Origin of the sequence: Corynebacterium sp. KPL4072, from assembly GCF_037908395.1 — a bacterium.
In the GTDB taxonomy this organism is placed as follows: Bacteria; Actinomycetota; Actinomycetes; order Mycobacteriales; family Mycobacteriaceae; genus Corynebacterium; species Corynebacterium kefirresidentii.
Genome location: NZ_JBBMGE010000004.1, coordinates 210859 through 229740, shown reverse-complemented (window position 1 = coordinate 229740; position 18882 = coordinate 210859). Strand labels below are relative to the sequence as shown.

Here is an 18882-nt window from a genome sequence, read left to right as displayed (position 1 = left end):
AAGGGGGCAGTGAGTTAAATCTCACCGCCCCCTGAGCAGGGTTTAACTACGCGCGCATTTCTGCGCCCAGGCGCTGCTTAGCCAATTCCGCCGCCGCCATGCGGTGCTCGTTGACTTCGTCATCCGTCAACGTGCGGTCCGCGGCGCGGAATAGAAGCTGGAAGGCCAAGGACTTCTTGCCATCTCCTAGCTGCTCACCACGGAAAATATCGAAGAGTTCGACGGACTCGATGAGCTCTCCTGCTCCCTCTTCCACGATGGCGCGCACACGCTCGGCGGGTACGTCTTCATCCACTACCAAGGCAATGTCTTGGTGCAATGCGGGGAACGAGGACAACACCGGTGCGGGGAACTTTTCTTCCAACGGCATGGCGCTAATGTCCAGCTCCATAGCGCACGTGCGCGCAGGTAGGTTCAGGGCCTCCAAGACCTGCGGGTGCAGCTCACCAGCATGGCCCAGTACTACGTCGGTGCCAGCCACCTTCACGGCTGCACAGCGGCCAGGATGCCACGGCAGAACCTGTGCTGCCTCCAGCTCAATATCCACACCAGCGGCGCGGGCGACCTGACGGGCGGATTCGATAGCATCGGCGTAGCTATATGCACGGCCCTCGCCCCACGGTCCTTCATGCTCAATATTGCCCGTAGCCACCGTAGCAACGTGAAGCGGCTGCTCAGGCAGGGTATCAAGGAGCTGAGAAACCACCTCTGCAGAAGGTCGCTGTTCTACGGAAGGCATAGGGGATGCCGCAGCGCGCTTGAACGCCACCTGCTGCAGCCCATACAGGGCGAGATCGCTGCGGCCACGAGCCACATTGCGGGCGATGGCCTCCAACATGTTCGGCAACAGCGTCGTAGACAAGATGGCCTTATCCGCCTCAAGCGGATTTTGCACTTCTACGGTGCGGCGGCGAGCATCATCCTTGTCGAGGCCCCACACATCAAACGTATTATTAGCCACGAACGGTGCAGGCAATACCTCGGCATAGCCGGCATAGGCAAGACCATGTCCGATAGCCCGACGACGCTTCTGCGCAGGGGTTAGCCCGCGGCCGCCGGCCGGGGTAGGCAGCACGGCAGGAATATCCTCCAAGCCCTCAAGGCGCAGAATCTCCTCGACGAGGTCAACATCCATTGCAATATCGGTGCGCCAGGTTGCTGGTGTTACCTGCAGTTGCTCACCTTCATCCCCGACGGTGCAGCCGACTTCTTCAAGACGGGAAAGAACGGTATCACGGGAGTAGTCAACGCCGGCATATTCACTGGCTTTTGCGGTGCGCAGAGCAATGGGCTCGCGCTTGGCGACGTCCCCGATAAGCGTACGACCCTTTTCAATGGTGCCGCCTGCTAGCTGCTGGAGCAGCGCACATGCGGTGTCTAGGGCGACCTCTACGATCGCCGGATCTACGCCGCGCTCAAACCGGCGAGAGGATTCGGAAGACAACTTATGGCGGCGAGAGGTACGCGCGACGGTAATCGGATCCCAAATAGCAGATTCGAAGACAACGTCTGTGGTCTCCGCCGAGATTTCAGAGGTAGTCCCGCCCATCACGCCGGCCAAGGACTGGATGCCATTGTCATCACAGATGACCACGTCTTCTGCAGAAAGTTCTCGCTTTACATGATCCAGAGTCTCAAACTTCTCCTCCTCCGCTGCGTTACGGACAACAAGGTTCCCCTGAATCACGTTGGCGTCAAAGGCATGCATTGGTGCGCCCAAAAGCAACATCACATAATTAGTAATGTCCGTAGGCAGATTCACGCTGCGTTGGCCGCAGAGCATTAGCTCGCGTTCCAGCCAAAACGGGGTGCGTGCCTGCGGGTCAATGCCGCTGACCTTGCGGAGGCCAAAGCGCTGTGCCTTGGTTTCGGGGGCCACAGTGACGTCGATAAGCGAGCCCTGCGCCTCCGGCACAGCGGAGGTATCTATGCCAGCCACGGAAGGATCCTGGGCAATATCGGCAAACTCCAGATCAAAAGCGGAGGCAATCTCGCGGCTCAAACCGCGTGCGGAAAGTGCATAACCACGATCTGGGGTGATGTTGACGTCAAAGTCGGTATCGTGCAAGCCGATAATCGGGCGCGCATCCTCACCCACTTTATCGGCGACTTCATCGCCTAAGACGATGATGCCGTTGGCTTGCGCGCCCAAGCCGAGTTCAGCGCCGGAGCACATCATGCCATTAGAAATGTGATCGTAGGTCTCGCGTGCCGCGATCTTGAAGCCACCAGGAAGCTCCGAGCCGGGAAGCGCAACGACAACATAGTCATTCAGGCGAAAATTGCGAGCGCCACAAATGATGCCTTGCAGTTCGCCTGTGCCATTAGCCTGGCCTACATTCACCTGGCAGTAGCGAATGGGCTTTTTAAACTGAGTGAGCTCTTCAATCTCTACGACCTGGCCAATAACCAGCGGCCCCGTGCTCTCTGGAACAGCGGCGTATCCCTCGGTCTCAAAACCTACGCGCACGAATCCGGAATCCATATCGGCAGCGGAAACGCTCCAACCGGGGTTCTTAGCACCGAGGATGCGGGTAACCCAGTCTTGGGAAATAAGCATTAGTGTGTCTATCCTTTCTGGGTTTAGGCCTGTACGCCGAACGGTAGAGTAAAGCGAACATCGCCTTCGACCATATCGCGCATATCGGTCAATCCATTGCGGAACTGCAGTGTGCGTTCAAGGCCCATGCCAAAGGCAAAGCCCGTGTATTCCTCTGGATCTACGCCTACGGCGCGAAGAACATTGGGGTTGACCATGCCGCAGCCGCCCCACTCGATCCAGCCAGCGCCGCCCTTTTTATTGGGGAACCACACATCGACCTCGGCCGAGGGCTCAGTAAATGGGAAGTAGTTCACGCGCATACGCGTAGTAGTTTCCGGCCCAAAGAGTACTTTGGCCAAGTGCTCTAGTGTGCCGCGCAGGTGAGCCATGGTCAGGCCTTTATCAACGGCCAATCCTTCTACCTGGTGGAAAACCGGGGTATGGGTGGCATCCAGCTCATCTGTGCGGAATACGCGCCCCGGGCAGGCAATATAAAGCGGCACGTCGCGCTCCAACATGGTGCGCACCTGTACCGGGGAGGTATGGGTACGCAGCACCTGCCTAGAACCCTCGCCCGAGACGTGGAACGTATCCTGCAAGGTACGTGCTGGGTGGTCCGGCTTGAAGTTCAGAGCATCGAAGTTAAAGTACTCTGCCTCGATTTCTGGGCCGTCCGCAATTTCCCATCCCATGCCGACGAAAATATCAGCGATGCGCTCAGACAACGCGGTAATCGGGTGAAGGGCACCGGTCTGGGTACGGGTGGTAGGAATCGTGACATCTACGGTCTCGGCTCGCAACTGCTCCTCGCGAGCTTGTTGTTCCAAGACATCCTTGACCTGAGCAAAGCGCTTTTCCATTTTGCCGCGGGCCATGTTGACGACCTTGCCGGCGCTTTTGCGCTGGTCCTTGGGCAGCTGCCCCAGCGATTGGCGAGCCTGCGGAATATAGCCGCCGTCTCCTAGGTGCTCACGGCGGGCAGCAGCCAACTCATCTAGTGTTTCGGCCGCGTCGAAGGCTGCGATAGCCTTATCGGCCGCGGCCCCAAGAGCCTCTTCGGTCAATTCGATCTGCGGTGTATCGGACACGTATTTCGTACCTTCTTCTCGCGCGAAAACTAACGTGTGCAATCTTACTCTGTTGCGGCTAGCGCGACCGCGCCAGGGACCCCCTTTTCATTCGGGTCACACTAGTTATCCGCTTGCGCCTTAGCCGACTCATAAAGACAAATGCTTGCGGCAGTTGCGAGGTTAAGAGATTCTGCGCGTCCACGCAGTGGAATCCGCACCCGCATGTCTGCTTCCTCCAGCAGCTCGCCGAGCCCGTGTGCCTCATTGCCAAATAGCCACGCTGTTGGCTGGGACAGGTCTGCCTCCGCTAGGTCCACTTCACCGTCGGCAGCAGTTGCCACAATCTGCATGCCCGACTTACGCAGCTGACCCAGCACGTCTTTAATATTGGGGTCCCGCGCTACAGGTACGTGAAACAGCGAGCCGGCCGAAGCGCGCGCTACCTTGCAGCTAAGGGGATCAACGGTTTCACCTGCGAAGATGACACCATCGGCGCCCATTGCATCCGAGGTTCTAATCAAGGTGCCGGCATTGCCCGGCTCAGAAGTCAGCACGGGAACGGAAACGAGGCTTGGTTTGCCGTTCAGGATTTTGCCCGCGGACCAGAGCACCGGCTTGCAAAGCGCAAAGAGTCCCGTAGTCGTGGCTGTATCGGAAAGGTGCTTAGCCGCCTTATCGGTGATGGGATGGACGTACACTCCCATGTAGCCGCACGCAGTGATGATGTCGCCAAAACGCTCTGCCGCCTTCTCAGTAACAAAAACGTCGACTGCAGCGCCGGTAGATACCGCCGCGTCTACCGCATTCTCTCCCTCAATGAGGAATTGCTTCGCCTTCTTCCGGTTAGCCGCACGGTGCAGCTTAGCTGCGTTAACAATGCGCGGAGTGCGTTCAGTAAAGGCAGAGTCAAAATCCAAATTCATGGCTACTACCCTACCTGCCAATTTCTTCTTCTCAGACTCACCCCTGAGTCCCTTATAGGAACGAAAAATCCTGCTGCCGCACGGCAACAGGATCGTATAGGCGAGTTCTACTTAGCGAGCGGGACGCCGCGGGCGTCCTTGTCGTAATCACCGGCACCGGCGATGATCATGATGAACTCAATAAACACCCAAAGACCGAGGATGGCCCAGAAGGCGAATCCGAGCAAGAACCAGAAGGTAGCCCAGCCCAAGATATTGAGCACCAACTGTGACACGCCGAAAGTCGTACGGCCAGTGTAGAAGTTGTGTGCGCCGAAAGAGCCTAGGAAAAAGCACAATAGCAAGGTGGCGATCCACGACTTCTGCTGGCCCGGAGCCACATACTGTTGCTGCACCGGGTAAGCACCCATGTTGGGTTGCGGTGCATAGCCTTGGCCATACTGCGGCTGGTAGTTAGCTTGCTGGTTATAAGGGTTGTACTGCTGACCATGGTTATTGTAATCGGACGGGCCAGAGTACTCGCCATTATCAGGTTGGTAGTCTCCGTCTGGATTCGTCATAGGAAATGTTCTCCTGGGTCTCGGCTTTCACGGGGTCTGGGATAAATCTAGCATGTGAGGCCGAGCACCCTAGTTAAACAAAGGTAACGAAAACCAAAATGCCCGCATACCCCGGTTAACAAGGCCGGAGAATGCGGGCACAAAAGCTTTAATGATTAGGCAGCCTTAGGAGCGTTAACGTCCTCAGGCAGAGCAGCCTTGGCAGCCTCGCACAGTGCGGAGAATGCCTCGAAGTCATTAACAGCAAGCTCAGCGAGGATCTTGCGGTCAACCTCGATCTCAGCCAGGCGCAGGCCGTGGATGAGGCGGTTGTAGGTGATGTCGTTCATGCGGGCAGCAGCGTTGATGCGCTGGATCCACAGCTTACGGAACTCAGACTTACGGGCGCGACGATCGCGGTAAGCGTAAGTCATGGAGTGCAGCCACTGCTCCTTCGCCTTACGGTACAGGCGGGAACGCTGGCCGCGGTAGCCCTTAGCGGACTTCAGAATCGCGCGACGCTTCTTCTTGGCGTTAACTGAGCGCTTTACTCGTGCCACAGTGATACTTCCTTAATTCAGATTGTGATGGCGGATGTGGGTTGATTCGGCGCTACTAAGCGCGGCCGAGCAGACGCTTTACGCGCTTGGTGTCAGGCTTTGCGACTGCCTCGGTGCCCTTCAGGCGGCGGGTACGCTTGGACGGTTTGCCTTCCAGCAGGTGGCGGCGGCCAGCCTGCTCACGGCGCAGCTTGCCGGAACCGGTCACCTTGATACGCTTTGCGGTGCCCTTGTGGGTCTTCTGCTTCATGAGTATTAAGTCCTTAAATCCTACGTGGAATCTGGTCTACTTCTTGCCCTTGCGAACCGGACCCAAGACCATGGTCATATTGCGACCATCCTGCTTGGGGCGCGACTCAACGACGCCAACTTCGGCAACGTCATCAGCCAAACGCTCCAAGAGGCGGAAACCGAGCTCCGGGCGCGATTGCTCACGACCGCGGAACATGATGGTCACCTTGACCTTGGATCCCTTCTCGAGGAAGCGGACTACGTTACCCTTTTTGGTCTCATAATCGTGATCATCGATCTTTGGACGGAACTTCTGTTCCTTCACCACGGTTTGCTGCTGGTTCTTACGGGCCTCGCGAGCCTTCTGAGCCTGCTCGTACTTGAACTTGCCGTAGTCCATGATCTTGGCCACTGGGGGCTTTGCCTTCGGAGCTACCTCGACTAGGTCAAGGTCAGCCTCGTATGCAAGCTTGCGAGCATCATCGGTACGGACGATGCCCACCTGTTCACCACCGGGGCCTACCAAACGGACCTCGGGTACTCGGATACGCTCATTGATGCGAGCTTCAGCGCTGATTGTGGTTCTCCTCGATTAGGGGGTGTATGAGTAAGTAGTTCACCTACCGGGACCACAAACGAAGCAAACCCGGTCTGCCATAGACAGCCGGGAGTTCTCACAGTGCCAAGCATGAATGCTTGGTTACCTTTACCTTTATCCTACGAAGCGTGTTCGCGGCATCGGGTGGGAGAAACTCCGCTTGTGACCCACGAACCTCGACAAGGCGTCATGGGCGGTAGTGCCTTTGACAATAGCAGCTCCTCCCCCTCCTACCAAATTGCTACGTTCCTAGCGGGTTTTACAATGGGCGACTGCTTTAATGTCCCCTGCATCTACCCCAGTATCCACGATATCTACCAGCTGATGGGCGAGGTACTTAACCGCTGGTTCGGCATCGGCGTAGTCCTCCCCGTCCATCACGACAGATAGCGCTACTCCCACGCGCTTTCCATCCACCTCATGAACTCCAAACTGACGGTAGGTGTACTCGTTTTCTTCCTCATCCAGTCCCCAACCACTTTTCGCACGGGTTCGCGGCTGCGCAGACAAACCTACCCTTTGCCAGGACACAATGTCTTTGAGCACCTTGTGGACGTAGTCCGCTTCTGGAATGCACGGCAGTTCAGCGCCAAATACTGCTTGGTCCTTTAACGACCACGTGGAATATCCAAAAGCGGAGTCGTGAATATTTGCGTGTGATCCGTAGTCGTCGAGTAAAGCTTTGACCGCATTTTCTGCCGAGCCCTCGCGCCATTGCACCTGCGACCACAAGGCAAAAGCGGCATCATTATCAGATTCCTTGATAGCCAAGTCCACCAAGCTTTTATCCGCACCGTCTTTGAGCGCCGCAATGGCGATGGGCACCTTGATGGTGGACCACACTGGCCCCTCACCTTTATCGCCCGCCGCAAAAGTGTCTTCACCTGCAGAAATGGCGACCCCTACCTTTGCATGATACTTCTTTGCGGTTTTGTCCACCGCACGGTCAAGCTGAGCACGCACCTCAGCTGGATCCGGCACCGCAGAGGTAGTCGTTGACACTGGGGCATCTTCTATCTTGGGGTCGCTAGAGCAGGCACTCATGGTACACAGACCGAGAGCTGCGAGCAGGCTAACTACAAGGCGGATATTTTTCACGCTTTGCCCTACTTCAACATGCCCTTTAGGTAGCCACCGGTATAGGAGCCATCTACTTGCGCAACGTCTTCAGGGGTTCCCTGCGCCACAACGGTACCGCCGCCCGCACCGCCTTCCGGGCCCATATCAACAATCCAGTCCGCTGCCTTGATGACATCAAGGTTATGTTCAATAACAAGCACCGAATTACCCTTGTCCACCAAGCCTTGGATAACCAGCATCAGCTTGCGAATATCCTCAAAGTGCAGTCCAGTAGTCGGCTCATCCAGAATGTAAATCGTCCTACCGTTGGTACGCTTTTGCAGCTCGGAAGCTAGCTTGACGCGCTGCGCCTCGCCGCCGGAAAGCGTAGTAGCAGCTTGGCCGAGGCGTACATAACCCAAGCCGACGTCGACAAGCGTGGCAAGGTAGCGGTGAATGGAGTTGATGGGTTCAAAGAAGTCCGCTGCCTCAGAGATTGGCATGTCTAGAACCTCGGCAATGTTTTTGCCCTTGTAGTGCACCTCCAAGGTTTCGCGGTTATAGCGTGCTCCTTCACACACCTCACACGGCACATAAACATCTGGAAGGAAATTCATCTCGATCTTGATGGTGCCATCGCCCTGGCACGCCTCACAGCGCCCGCCCTTGACATTAAAGGAGAAGCGTCCAGCCTTGTAGCCGCGGACTTTTGCTTCCTGGGTTTCGGCAAAAAGGTTACGGATTTTGTCAAAGACACCCGTGTAGGTCGCCGGGTTAGAACGCGGGGTACGGCCAATCGGACTTTGGTCAACTTGCACCAGCTTATCTAGGTGCTCCACACCTTCGACGCGCTTGGCACGGCCGGGAACCTGGCGGGCGCGGTTAAGTTTATTGGCCAAAGTCTTAGCCAAAATCTCATTGACCACGGTGGATTTACCCGAGCCAGACACACCAGTAATACATACCAGCACTCCCAGCGGGATTTCCACGTTGATGCCCTTGAGATTATTCTCCCGAGCACCAACCACCTTTAGGGTGCGGTCCTTATCAATCTCTCGGCGCTGGTCCGGTACGGCGAGCACCTTCTTGCCGGAAAGGTATTGTCCGGTGAGGGACTCTTCTACCTGTTCGATTCCGGATGGTTCGCCTTGGTAGACCACTTCGCCGCCATATTCGCCCGCACGCGGGCCTACATCGACGAGCCAATCTGATTCACGGATGGTGTCCTCATCATGTTCGACCACAATGAGGGTGTTTCCGATATCGCGCAGCCGCTGCAGGGTTTTGATGAGTCGCTGGTTATCACGCTGGTGCAGACCAATGGATGGCTCATCGAGCACGTACAGAACCCCTGCCAAGCCGGAGCCAATCTGAGTAGCCAGACGGATACGTTGCGCCTCACCGCCGGAAAGCGTGGACGCGCCGCGATCGAGCGTGAGGTAATTCAACCCGACGTCCAGGAGGAAACGCAGGCGGGCTTGAGTCTCCTTAAGCACTGCCCCGGCAATGATTTCCTCACGGTGCCCCAGCACCAGGGAGTCTAGGAACTCAGAGGCGTCTTCAATAGAGAGCGCACAAAGCCCGGCAATGGACTGCTCACCGTGAGTCGTAGAGGCCAAGCGGACGGCCAAGATCTCCGGCTTCAGCCGGGTGCCCTTACAGGTGCTACACGGCACGCGGCGGGTATATTGCAGCAGGCGATCCTTTTGGGATTGAGAATCGGTAGTTTCCAGCTTGCGGTGAATAAACCCGGTAGCGCCTTCAAATGGGGCGGTCCAATTACGCTGGCGCCCGTAACGGTTCTTATATCGAACCTGGACTTCCTCATCGGTGCCATAGATCAGCGCGTGGCGCTGTTCCTCGGTTAATTCACTCACCGGAGTTTTGGGGTCAAACCCCATAGCCTTGCCTAAACCCTCTACTAACTTGACAAAGTAGCGGGAATTGGGGCTGGAGTGCCAGGGTTGAATGGCATCTACAGCTGGAGCATCTGGATCCGGAATGAGCAGATCAACATCAACTTCCAATTTGGTACCCAGGCCATCACACACCGGGCAGGAGCCAAACGGAGCATTGAAGGAAAAGGCACGGGGCTCGTATTCTTCAATGGTCAACGTGTGGCCATTCGGACAGGCCGCCTTCTCCGAATAGGTATGGGTGAGTTCTTCCCTATCCACGAACTCAATGGTGACTAGACCATCTGCCAAGCGCAGCGCTGTTTCCACCGAATCCGTTAAGCGTTGCTTTTGTGAGGCCTTTACCTGCAGGCGATCAACCACTACCTCAATATTGTGCTTGATCTGCTTCTTCAACTTGGGCGGATCGCTTAGCTGATAGGTCTCCCCGTCCACTCGGACGCGGGAATAGCCCTGAGCGGACAAATCCTGGAAGAGATCAACAAACTCGCCTTTGCGCTTGCGCACCACCGGTGCGAGCACCTGAAACTTCAGTTTCTCTTCCAGCGCCAGCACGGCATCGACGATTTGCTGTGGCGTTTGGCGCTCGATTACGGCATCACACTTTGGGCAGTGTGGCGTTCCGGCACGGGAGAAGAGCAAACGCAGGTAATCATAGATCTCCGTAATCGTGCCCACCGTAGAACGCGGATTATGGTTGGTGGACTTTTGATCGATAGACACTGCGGGTGACAGACCGTCAATAAACTCCACATTAGGCTTGTCCATCTGCCCCAAAAACATGCGGGCATAAGAACTCAAGGATTCTACGTAGCGGCGCTGGCCTTCTGCGAAGATGGTGTCAAAAGCCAGCGAAGATTTACCAGATCCGGAAAGACCAGTAAAAACAACCATTTTATCGCGAGGGATATCGATATCCACGCCCTTGAGGTTGTGCTCGCGGGCACCGCGCACCACCAAACGATCAGCCACTGTGCTCAGACCTCCAGTACTAGGGATTGCAATCTTCCCTCGAATGTACCCGTAGGCTGGGACACATGACTAACGAGCTTCAGTTACATCAGATTTCTGTGTCCGAGATGGACAATAACTGCTACCTTTTGCAGGCGGGCGAAGAAGGCTTGCTTGTCGACGCCGCCGATGACGCCCCCGCACTCCTCGACATGGCCCAGAAGGCCGGCGTTAAAATCACCGCGGTACTAACCACCCACCGCCACTGGGACCACGTACGCGCGCTCAAAGAGGTTCTCTCTGAGACCGGCGCTATCCACTACGCGTCCTTCCTTGATTCTCCGGCTATCCCAGCCGAGGTAGACGTTGAGCTCCGCGAAGGCGACTCCATCAAGTTCGCGGGCCTCGACCTCCCCATCATCATCTTGCGCGGCCACACCCCAGGCGGCGCCGCACTAGTTACAAACATCGATGGCGTAATTAATCTTTTCGTGGGCGATTCACTCTTCCCGGGCGGCTTGGGCAAGACCACCTCTGAAGGTGACTTCGTACGCCTGTATAAGGACGTCACCGCGCGCATCTTTGATGAGTTCCCGGACAATACGATCGTGCGCCCCGGTCACGGCAAGTCCACTACCTTGGGCGAGGAGCGCCCCAAGCTGGAAGACTGGTGGGAGCGCCGCTGGTGATCCAGTGGCCAATTTCCGCGTACAATGGTCTAGCACACGATAGGTCTAAAACAACGAGCTAAGGAGCTTTAAGGACTATGATTCGCAAGCTTGCCCGCCCCATGCTGGCATCTGTATTTGTATGGGAAGGCGTAGACAACCTGCGCAACGCGTCCGAGCATGTAAAGGAAACCGAAGGTTTCCTCAAGACCGTGCGCAAGGCCGTTCCTTCTGAGTACCAGGGCTATATTCCCAATGACCCGGAACTGGTTACCCGCGCTATTGGCGGCGCTAAGGTAGGCGCCGGCTCCACCTTGGCTCTGGGCAAGGCACCGCGCACCTCCGCTGCGGTTCTGGCCGCCGCAACTCTGCCCAACTTGATTGCTAAGAACAACTTCTGGGCTGCAGATAACAAGGAAGACAAGGAAACTCGCCGCAACGGCTTCCTTACCAATACCGCTTTGCTCGGCGCCTTGTTTATCGCTACCCAGGACACCGAGGGCAAGCCATCCCTTCGTTGGCGCGCACAAAAGGCTGGTCAGCGCACGAACAAGAAGATTCAGCAGGCGCTGCCTACCAAGTCTGAGTCCGAGCAGAAGCGCGAAGAGCTCTCCGCCCGTGCCAACGAGTTTTCCACCAAGGCCGGCGACTGGATCAACGAAACCTCTGCAAAGGCACAGGCATATGTAGATGACAACAAGGATGACTGGCAGTCCACCGGCCGCGGGTTGCTCGATACCGCAAAGTCTTACGTTGACGATGCCAAGACTTATGTTGAAGACAATAAGGACGATTGGCAAGAGTCTGGCCGCGATTTGCTGGGCAACGCAAAGTCCTTCATTGAGGACTCTGTCGATAACGCCAAGACCTATGTTGAAGACAACAAGGGTGACTGGCTTGAGTCCGCACAAGCCAATCGCGACACCGCCCGTACCGGTGCTGTAAAGGCCGCTACCAAGGCTCAGGCACGTGCAGATAAGGCCGTCGCCAAGCTGGATGGTGCGAAGTCCAAGCGCGCAAGCAAGAAGGCTTCCAAGCATGCTGAGAAGCTGCAAAAAGAGGCAAATAAGAAGATTGAGGCAGCAATCAAGAAGCTGGAAAAGCGCTCTAAGTAGCCACAACTTCTGCGGCCGAATAACTCGGCAGTGACACACGGCCCAGCCTTATGCTGGGCCGTTGTTCTTTGTCACGGCAGGGTCTAAACTCATCTCTCCCCTTGCCGGACAGCGTGCCCGGCCCATCCCCATCAACGTCCAATTACCAAGGAGTCACGTGAACTCAGCATCCAATAGGCACGCGGCGGCTGCAGGTTCCTCGGAGCGCACAGCCATCGCTACTGAGCAAGATTATGTGGACGGACTTTTTTCGCGCCTCGACGATGAGGTGGCGGCAGCCAATAGAAGGCTTAATGAGGTGCAGGCGGATGTAGATCCTTCCACGCCGGACGCGGACGCCTTGGTGCGCCGTGAAACCGAATACCACGGGCTGCAGGCAAAGCTTGATCGTCTCAATGTGGCCCAAATGGGCTTGGTCTTTGGCCGCATTGATATCGACGCCCCCGGCGATAATCCCACCCCCGAAGGCCTAGACCGCCGCTACATCGGCCGCATGGGACTAGATGCACGCGAAGATGACTATCGCACACTGCTTTTAGATTGGCGTGCCCCAATGGCGCGGCCTTTCTATCTCGCTACCACAGCCCAACCGGAAGGCGTCCACACCCGTCGCCAGATTCGCACCAAGGGACGCACCGTCACCGGAATACACGATGAGGTTCTTTCCGGCCCCGGTGTGCGAGAAGAAGAAGCAGGAGTCGCGAGCGAATCGGCGCTCTACCACGCCATGCAACGGGCACGTACCGGCCACATGGCGTCAATCGTGGAGACTATCCAGCGAGAGCAAGACGAGATTATCCGCGATAACACCCGCGGCGTCATGGTAGTAGAAGGCGGCCCAGGTACGGGTAAGACCGCTGTTGCTCTGCACCGTGTGGCTTACCTGCTCTATACCCACCGCGAACTACTTTCTGCCACGGGCGTCCTCATCGTGGGCCCTAATAGCAGCTTTTTGGACTATATTTCACGCGTGCTGCCAGAACTGGGCGAGACTGGCGTGGTGCTATCAACCATCGGCGGGCTCTTCCCCGGAATCGAACCAGAGCACGAGGAAGACCTCGTCGCTCGCGAAATCAAAGGTAGTGCCGCCATGGTGGAGATTCTCTCCACCGCGGTCAAGGACTATCAGCTTCTTCCTGCCGACCCACGCGAGCTGGCAATTGACGGACTCAGCTTAAGCGTTACGCCCAACATGGTGAAAAGAGCCCGCACCCGGGCCCGGCGCTCGCGAAAGCCACACAATGAGGCTCGCGGTGCCTTTATTGAGCACCTCGTAGAAGACCTTGCATTGCAGATGGCTGAAAAAGTCGGGGCCGATCCGCTCGGCGGGAAGAACCTCCTTTCGCGCGCCGATATCGATCAATTCCACGATGATCTTGCAGAAGATACGGCCGTTACTGCATTGATCGATGAGTTCTGGCCCGAGCTCCACCCCACCGACGTGCTTGCTGGCCTATTCTCCTCACCTGAGCGCATTGCCTCTGCTGCCCGCGGGTACGACGATGAAACTCAAGAGGCGCTCTACCGAGAACAAGGGCGAGCATGGACAGATTCGGATGCCGCCCTCCTAGATGAGCTAGCCGTCCTCATCGGCCTGCCCAACCCTGAGGAAAAGAAGGCAGCTGACGATGCTGCGTGGCGCGAACAAGTGGCAGAGGCAGAAGACGCTCTAGATATCTTGTCTTCTTCCGAGTCCACAGATAATGACGATGACATGTTTGAAGCGGAAATTCTTTCTGCCCATGATGTCATCGACGCCGAGACCTTGGCACACCGTCAGGAGGTACGCGATAAGCGCACCACTGCTCAACGCGCCCGCGAAGACCATACGTGGGCATATGGTCATATCATCGTGGACGAAGCCCAGGAATTAACTCCCATGGAATGGCGGATGCTCTTTCGTCGTTGCCCTTCGCGGTGGATGACCTTGGTGGGCGATACTTCCCAGACCGGCTCACCGGCGGGTGTTGATGATTGGGGCGAGGCCCTGAAGCCGTTCGTCGCGCAGCGCTTCCGCCACCATTTTCTCACCGTCAACTATCGCACCCCGCAGCCCATCACTGAGCTGGCTAATGGACTATTAGAGATGATTAACCCTGATGCCATCCCGGCTACAGGCATCCGTGATGGCGTGCAGGTGCGCCGACTTGCACAGGGCAGCTACACCCCTGGTGTACACAGGGAGGCAGACGGCAGGCTCACAGCAGTTATTGACGCCGCCACGGCAGAACGTTTCAAAGGCTTAGAGTTTGACCATGTGGTGGTACTCGATCCGAAGAGGATCGTCGATGCCTCCCCGCAGGGTTTGCAGAATCTCTATGTCTGCATCACTCGTGCTACCCAGTCGCTTACCCTCGTCGGTGACTGCGGCGAAGTTCTTTAGGCTCCCGTAAGCTTTAGGCCATGGCCTTATCTGACATTGCGCGCAAAACTGAAAGCTCGCTGAACACCTTTACTTTGAAGCGTTCTCTACGGCGGGGATGGAAGCCCCAGATTGTGGGCTATACCGGGTATGGCACCACCGAGCAAGTAAGGGTTTTTGGCCGCGTACTCATGCACGATCCTGATGAAGGCAAAAAGGATTCCTGGGGTGAACGCGGCTACCAGCAGTTTCTTACTATTCAGGTGGGAAACCACGACATTTCAGTGACTATTGGTGAAAAGACCGTCGCGGGCACAACCAATAGCAACGGGTACGTTGACATCCTCGTTCACGAACATGGGTTAGAACCTGGTTGGCATACGGCAACGATCGAGGCCGCCAACGCGCAAGCCGTGGAAGTCCAGGTGCTCATCGTGGATCCGAGCGCCAAGATTGGCATCATCAGCGATATTGATGACACGGTTTTAGTTACGTGGCTGCCACGTGCGTTGACAGCGGCGTGGAACTCTTGGGCTAAGCGCCCCAGCAAGCGACAGGCCGTTGCTGGAATGGCCGAGTTCTATGCTCAGCTGCAACAGCGATTCCCAAAGGCCCCAGTGTTCTATCTTTCTACGGGAGCATGGAATACTTTTGGCTCGCTGAAAAAATTCCTGTCCCATCATAATTTCCCCGCAGGCCCCATGCTGCTCACGGACTGGGGTCCGACCGAGACGGGCCTTTTCCGCAGCGGACAAGAACATAAGCGGGTTCAGCTACGCAATCTACTCATCGCTTACCCGGACATGCAATGGATCCTGATCGGCGATGACGGACAGCACGATCCATTGACTTACGGCGATGTGGCTAACGAGCACCCAGACCGGATTCACTCTGTGATCATCCGCAATCTAAGCCCGCAGGAGCAGCTGCTCTCGCATGGCTCCCTGAGCCCCCTGGCAGATGCCAATGAAGAGGGCCATTTCACAATCCCACTGATTCAGGGCGCAAACGGCAGTGCCCTTGCCGCAGCCTTCAACGCCGCGCACCCCACGGAGTAAGCAGCGCTTAACGACGAAACCCGCCTTGGCCTCTTTAACAAGACCAAGGCGGGTTCAATCACCACATTTAGCTGACAGTGTGAACGATCATCACGTCGCAGTCCGACTGGCGAGCAACGTCTGCAGGTACGGAGCCCAGCAGGCGGCCGGTCAGGGAGTTGATGCCGCGGTTACCCACGATGAGCAGGTCAGCATCGTTGTCATTGACGATGGACATCAGGGCCTGCACCGGAGTACCAGGGCGAACAGCGGTTTCGACCTTAGAAGCACCGAACTTCTCGGCGTGAGCCTTGGCGTCCTTCAGGTTAGCCTCGGCCTTCTCATCGCCCAAAATGGTAACGGAATCCTGGCGCAGGGTCTTGGAAGCCTGCTCCTGGTTCTCGTAGTAAGCACAACCGATGATCAGATTGGAATCGAATGCGGCGGCAATCTTTGCTGCTCGCTCTACAGCGAGGAGGGAAGACTTAGAACCGTCAGTACCGACAACGATCGAGTTGTAGTCGCTCATGATGACCTTTCTTTGTGGGAATGTACCCGGTGTGTTTATTTAGCCTACAGGGGCATTACTGCCAGTGTAACAACGAGAAACGATTAACGTTGCTCGGTGGTATTAACTACGACGACGTCTACCGTTGACTTGTGGGTTAGTTCCGTTGGCACAGAACCGAAGACTCGACCACGGACGGAATTCACGCCGCGGTTGCCCACAACGAACAGGTCCACATCATAGTCCTGGCCTACTTCTAACAAGGCTTTTACTGGGTCTCCAGATTTTCCTACGATTTCAATGTGCTCCGCACCTTCCGATTCGGCGATACGGGTGGCATTGGTCAAATAGGTCCCAGCCATGTCCTCACTTACAACGGGCAGACCGGCTTCGTCGCCCCTCGGAGCGCCAAGCATGGATCCAGCGTGGTTATAAAAGGCTGAGATAATAATTAGCTTGGCGTCGTACGCCCGTGCCATGGACGCCGCTGCGCGAACCGCGCGCAGGGAGGTTTCAGAGCCATCGGTGCCGACGGCAATGTTTTTATAGGTAAGCATCATTCTCCTTGCAGTTGAACCATTTCACAGTGACAACTAAACGGCGCTTCTGGCACCTATTCAGTATAACTAGCGCAGCCGTTTAGAGAAGCACCCGCAGAATCAATCAGCACACTTTTAGGGGGAGAAAACTAAATCCCCGCTTCTTTCAAGCCGCGCAACTCCTTCTTCAAATCGGCAATCTCATCGCGTAGGCGGCCGGCCAGCTCGAATTTGAGCTCACGCGCGGCTGCACCCATTTGGGCCGAGAGGTCGTCGATAAGCGCCTGCACCTCATCGGTAGCCATACTAGAAATATCCCGCTTTTCCACCATGGCGGAAGGATCGGAATTAGCCTCCTCGTCTCCGCCGTCTTCATAGACCTGGTCAAGGATATCCGCGATCTTTTTACGCAACGGCTGCGGATCAATGCCATGTTCCCGGTTATAGGCAATCTGCTTCTCACGGCGCCGTTCCGTCTCCTCAATTGCCTCTTGCATAGAGTCGGTGATTTTATCGGCATACATGATGACCTCGCCAGACACGTTACGGGCAGCACGGCCAATGGTCTGAATGAGCGAAGTTGTCGAGCGCAGGAAGCCTTCTTTGTCCGCATCCAAAATGGCAACGAGCGAGACCTCAGGAAGGTCAAGGCCCTCGCGCAGAAGGTTAATGCCCACGAGAACATCGAATTCTCCCAAGCGCAATTGCCGCAATAATTCGACGCGCTGCAAGGTATCGATATCCGAGTGCAGGTAGCGCACCTTTATCCCCTGCTCCAACAGATAGTCAGTAAGGTCCTCTGCCATACGCTTAGTCAGCGTGGTCACCAACACACGCTCTTGCTTCGATATGCGAGTGCGCACCTCATCAATGAGGTCATCAATCTGCCCTTTGGTGGGCTTGACAGTAACCTTCGGATCCACCAGACCAGTCGGGCGAATTACCTGCTCTACGTATTCGCCATCCGAGGACGTAAGCTCGAAATCGCCTGGGGTGGCGGACATGTATACGGTTTGTCCGACCCGCTGTTCAAACTCATCAAAGGTCAACGGGCGGTTATCCACTGCGGACGGCAAACGGAAACCGAATTCGACCAAGTTGCGCTTGCGCGACATATCGCCCTCGAACATGCCGCCAATCTGTGGAACTGTAACGTGTGACTCATCGATGATGGTGAGAAAATCCTCTGGGAAGTAATCGAGTAGCGTAGCCGGCGCTGAGCCAGCCGGACGACCATCGACGTGACGGGAGTAGTTCTCGATACCGGAGCAGAAACCTACCTGCTCGATCATCTCCAGATCGTATTCGGTGCGCATGCGCAGACGTTGCGCTTCAAGCAGCTTGCCGCGGTTTTCTAGATCCTCCAAGCGCTCAGCCAATTCCTCTTTAATCGCTGCCACGGCCTTTTCCATGCGTTCGGGCCCGGCCACGTAGTGCGTGGCCGGGAAGATGCGAACCTCATCTACTTCCTCTATGACATCGCCAGTCACGGGGTGAATGTAATACAGGGAATCGATATCGTCGCCGAAGAATTCAATGCGCACCGCACGTTCCTCGTAGGCCGGAATGATATCTACCGTATCGCCCTTGGCGCGGAAGGTGCCGCGGGTAAACCCCACGTCATTGCGTTCATATTGGATATCCACCAGCAGTCGCAGGAACCGATCGCGGTCCAGCTCCTCATCAACAGAAATGATTACCGAGCGATCCAGGTAAGACTGTGGAGTGCCCAAGCCATAAATGCAGGACACGGAAGAGACTACGACCACGTCCCTGCGAGACAATAGTGCCGACGTAGCCGAGTGGCGCAGGCGCTCTACGTCCTCATTGATGGAGGAATCCTTTTCAATATAGGTATCGGTCTGCGCAATATATGCTTCTGGCTGGTAGTAGTCGTAATAAGAAACGAAGTACTCTACTGCGTTATGCGGCAAGAGCTGGCGCAGCTCGTTCGCTAGCTGCGCAGCCAGGGTTTTATTGGGCGCCATCACCAACGTGGGCCGCTGCTGCTTTTCGATGAGCCACGCGGCGGTGGCAGATTTACCGGTACCGGTAGCACCCATCAGCACAACATCGCGCTCATCACGGTTGAGTCTGTCATTGAGCTCTGCGATGGCGGAGGGCTGGTCACCAGCCGGTTCATATTCAGAAACGACCTGAAACTCGCCCGGGGTGCGCTCGACCTCGCTGACAACGCGGTGCTCGGAATTTGGAATAAGGGGATGTTCAGCAGCAAAAGCCATACCCACTACTCTACTGTTTAG

The 18882-nt window shown here is 56.3% G+C and carries 16 protein-coding genes; 4 read left to right on the top strand and 12 right to left on the bottom strand.

The features are described 5' to 3' along the window. Window positions 1-46: 46 nt before the first annotated feature. The 9 genes from pheT to uvrA all read right to left on the bottom strand — a co-directional run bounded on the left by pheT (window position 47) and on the right by uvrA (window position 10410). Window positions 47-2560 carry a phenylalanine--tRNA ligase subunit beta gene (pheT, locus tag WMP97_RS06050; protein ID WP_340440035.1) on the bottom strand — a complete coding sequence of 838 codons (2514 nt, stop codon included), beginning with the start codon at window positions 2558-2560 and terminating at the stop codon, window positions 47-49. A gap of 23 nt (window positions 2561-2583) precedes the next feature. Then, window positions 2584-3630, bottom strand: coding sequence for a phenylalanine--tRNA ligase subunit alpha (pheS, locus tag WMP97_RS06045; RefSeq protein ID WP_340440034.1), 1047 nt, complete (start codon window positions 3628-3630; stop codon window positions 2584-2586). 101 nt (window positions 3631-3731) lie between these two features. Next, complete coding sequence (locus WMP97_RS06040; protein WP_034656460.1) at window positions 3732-4535, bottom strand: TrmH family RNA methyltransferase; 804 nt, start codon at window positions 4533-4535, stop codon at window positions 3732-3734. Between the two features lie 107 nt (window positions 4536-4642). Beyond that, a complete protein-coding gene (locus WMP97_RS06035; RefSeq protein WP_340440033.1) occupies window positions 4643-5095 on the bottom strand; it encodes a TM2 domain-containing protein in 453 nt (150 codons plus the stop codon). 155 nt (window positions 5096-5250) lie between these two features. After that, entirely contained in the window at window positions 5251-5634 is a 384-nt protein-coding gene (gene rplT, locus WMP97_RS06030) for a 50S ribosomal protein L20 (RefSeq protein ID WP_005323264.1), read from the bottom strand. 55 nt (window positions 5635-5689) lie between these two features. Next, on the bottom strand, window positions 5690-5884 hold the full coding sequence (gene rpmI, locus WMP97_RS06025; protein ID WP_023021641.1) for a 50S ribosomal protein L35: 195 nt from the start codon (window positions 5882-5884) through the stop codon (window positions 5690-5692). Between the two features lie 36 nt (window positions 5885-5920). Continuing rightward, a complete protein-coding gene (gene infC / locus WMP97_RS06020) occupies window positions 5921-6442 on the bottom strand; it encodes a translation initiation factor IF-3 (RefSeq protein WP_080970442.1) in 522 nt (173 codons plus the stop codon). 270 nt (window positions 6443-6712) lie between these two features. Beyond that, window positions 6713-7561: a hypothetical protein gene (locus WMP97_RS06015; RefSeq protein ID WP_239205582.1), complete on the bottom strand. Its 849-nt coding sequence runs from the start codon at window positions 7559-7561 to the stop codon at window positions 6713-6715. 8 nt (window positions 7562-7569) lie between these two features. Then, window positions 7570-10410, bottom strand: coding sequence for an excinuclease ABC subunit UvrA (gene uvrA / locus WMP97_RS06010; RefSeq protein ID WP_023021644.1), 2841 nt, complete (start codon window positions 10408-10410; stop codon window positions 7570-7572). 65 nt (window positions 10411-10475) lie between these two features. Here uvrA and WMP97_RS06005 point away from each other — a divergent pair, with 65 nt between their 5' ends. The 4 genes from WMP97_RS06005 to WMP97_RS05990 all read left to right on the top strand — a co-directional run bounded on the left by WMP97_RS06005 (window position 10476) and on the right by WMP97_RS05990 (window position 15592). Continuing rightward, entirely contained in the window at window positions 10476-11078 is a 603-nt protein-coding gene (locus WMP97_RS06005) for an MBL fold metallo-hydrolase (RefSeq protein ID WP_200287571.1), read from the top strand. A 77-nt stretch (window positions 11079-11155) separates the two neighbouring features. Continuing rightward, on the top strand, window positions 11156-12172 hold the full coding sequence (locus WMP97_RS06000) for a DoxX family protein (protein ID WP_023021646.1): 1017 nt from the start codon (window positions 11156-11158) through the stop codon (window positions 12170-12172). 157 nt (window positions 12173-12329) lie between these two features. Next, window positions 12330-14555, top strand: coding sequence for a HelD family protein (locus tag WMP97_RS05995; RefSeq protein WP_340440032.1), 2226 nt, complete (start codon window positions 12330-12332; stop codon window positions 14553-14555). A gap of 20 nt (window positions 14556-14575) precedes the next feature. Then, the gene (locus WMP97_RS05990) at window positions 14576-15592 is read left to right on the top strand and encodes an App1 family protein (RefSeq protein WP_301716133.1); all 1017 of its coding nucleotides are present in this window, start codon (window positions 14576-14578) and stop codon (window positions 15590-15592) included. A 67-nt stretch (window positions 15593-15659) separates the two neighbouring features. On the opposite strand, the gene WMP97_RS05985 is transcribed toward WMP97_RS05990, so the two are convergent. The 3 genes from WMP97_RS05985 to uvrB form a co-directional block, all read right to left on the bottom strand. Then, entirely contained in the window at window positions 15660-16100 is a 441-nt protein-coding gene (locus tag WMP97_RS05985; protein WP_005323273.1) for a universal stress protein, read from the bottom strand. Between the two features lie 83 nt (window positions 16101-16183). Continuing rightward, on the bottom strand, window positions 16184-16636 hold the full coding sequence (locus WMP97_RS05980) for a universal stress protein (RefSeq protein WP_340440046.1): 453 nt from the start codon (window positions 16634-16636) through the stop codon (window positions 16184-16186). Window positions 16637-16767: 131 nt separating this feature from the next. Further along, the gene (gene uvrB / locus WMP97_RS05975) at window positions 16768-18861 is read right to left on the bottom strand and encodes an excinuclease ABC subunit UvrB (protein ID WP_200287577.1); all 2094 of its coding nucleotides are present in this window, start codon (window positions 18859-18861) and stop codon (window positions 16768-16770) included. Window positions 18862-18882: the final 21 nt, after the last annotated feature.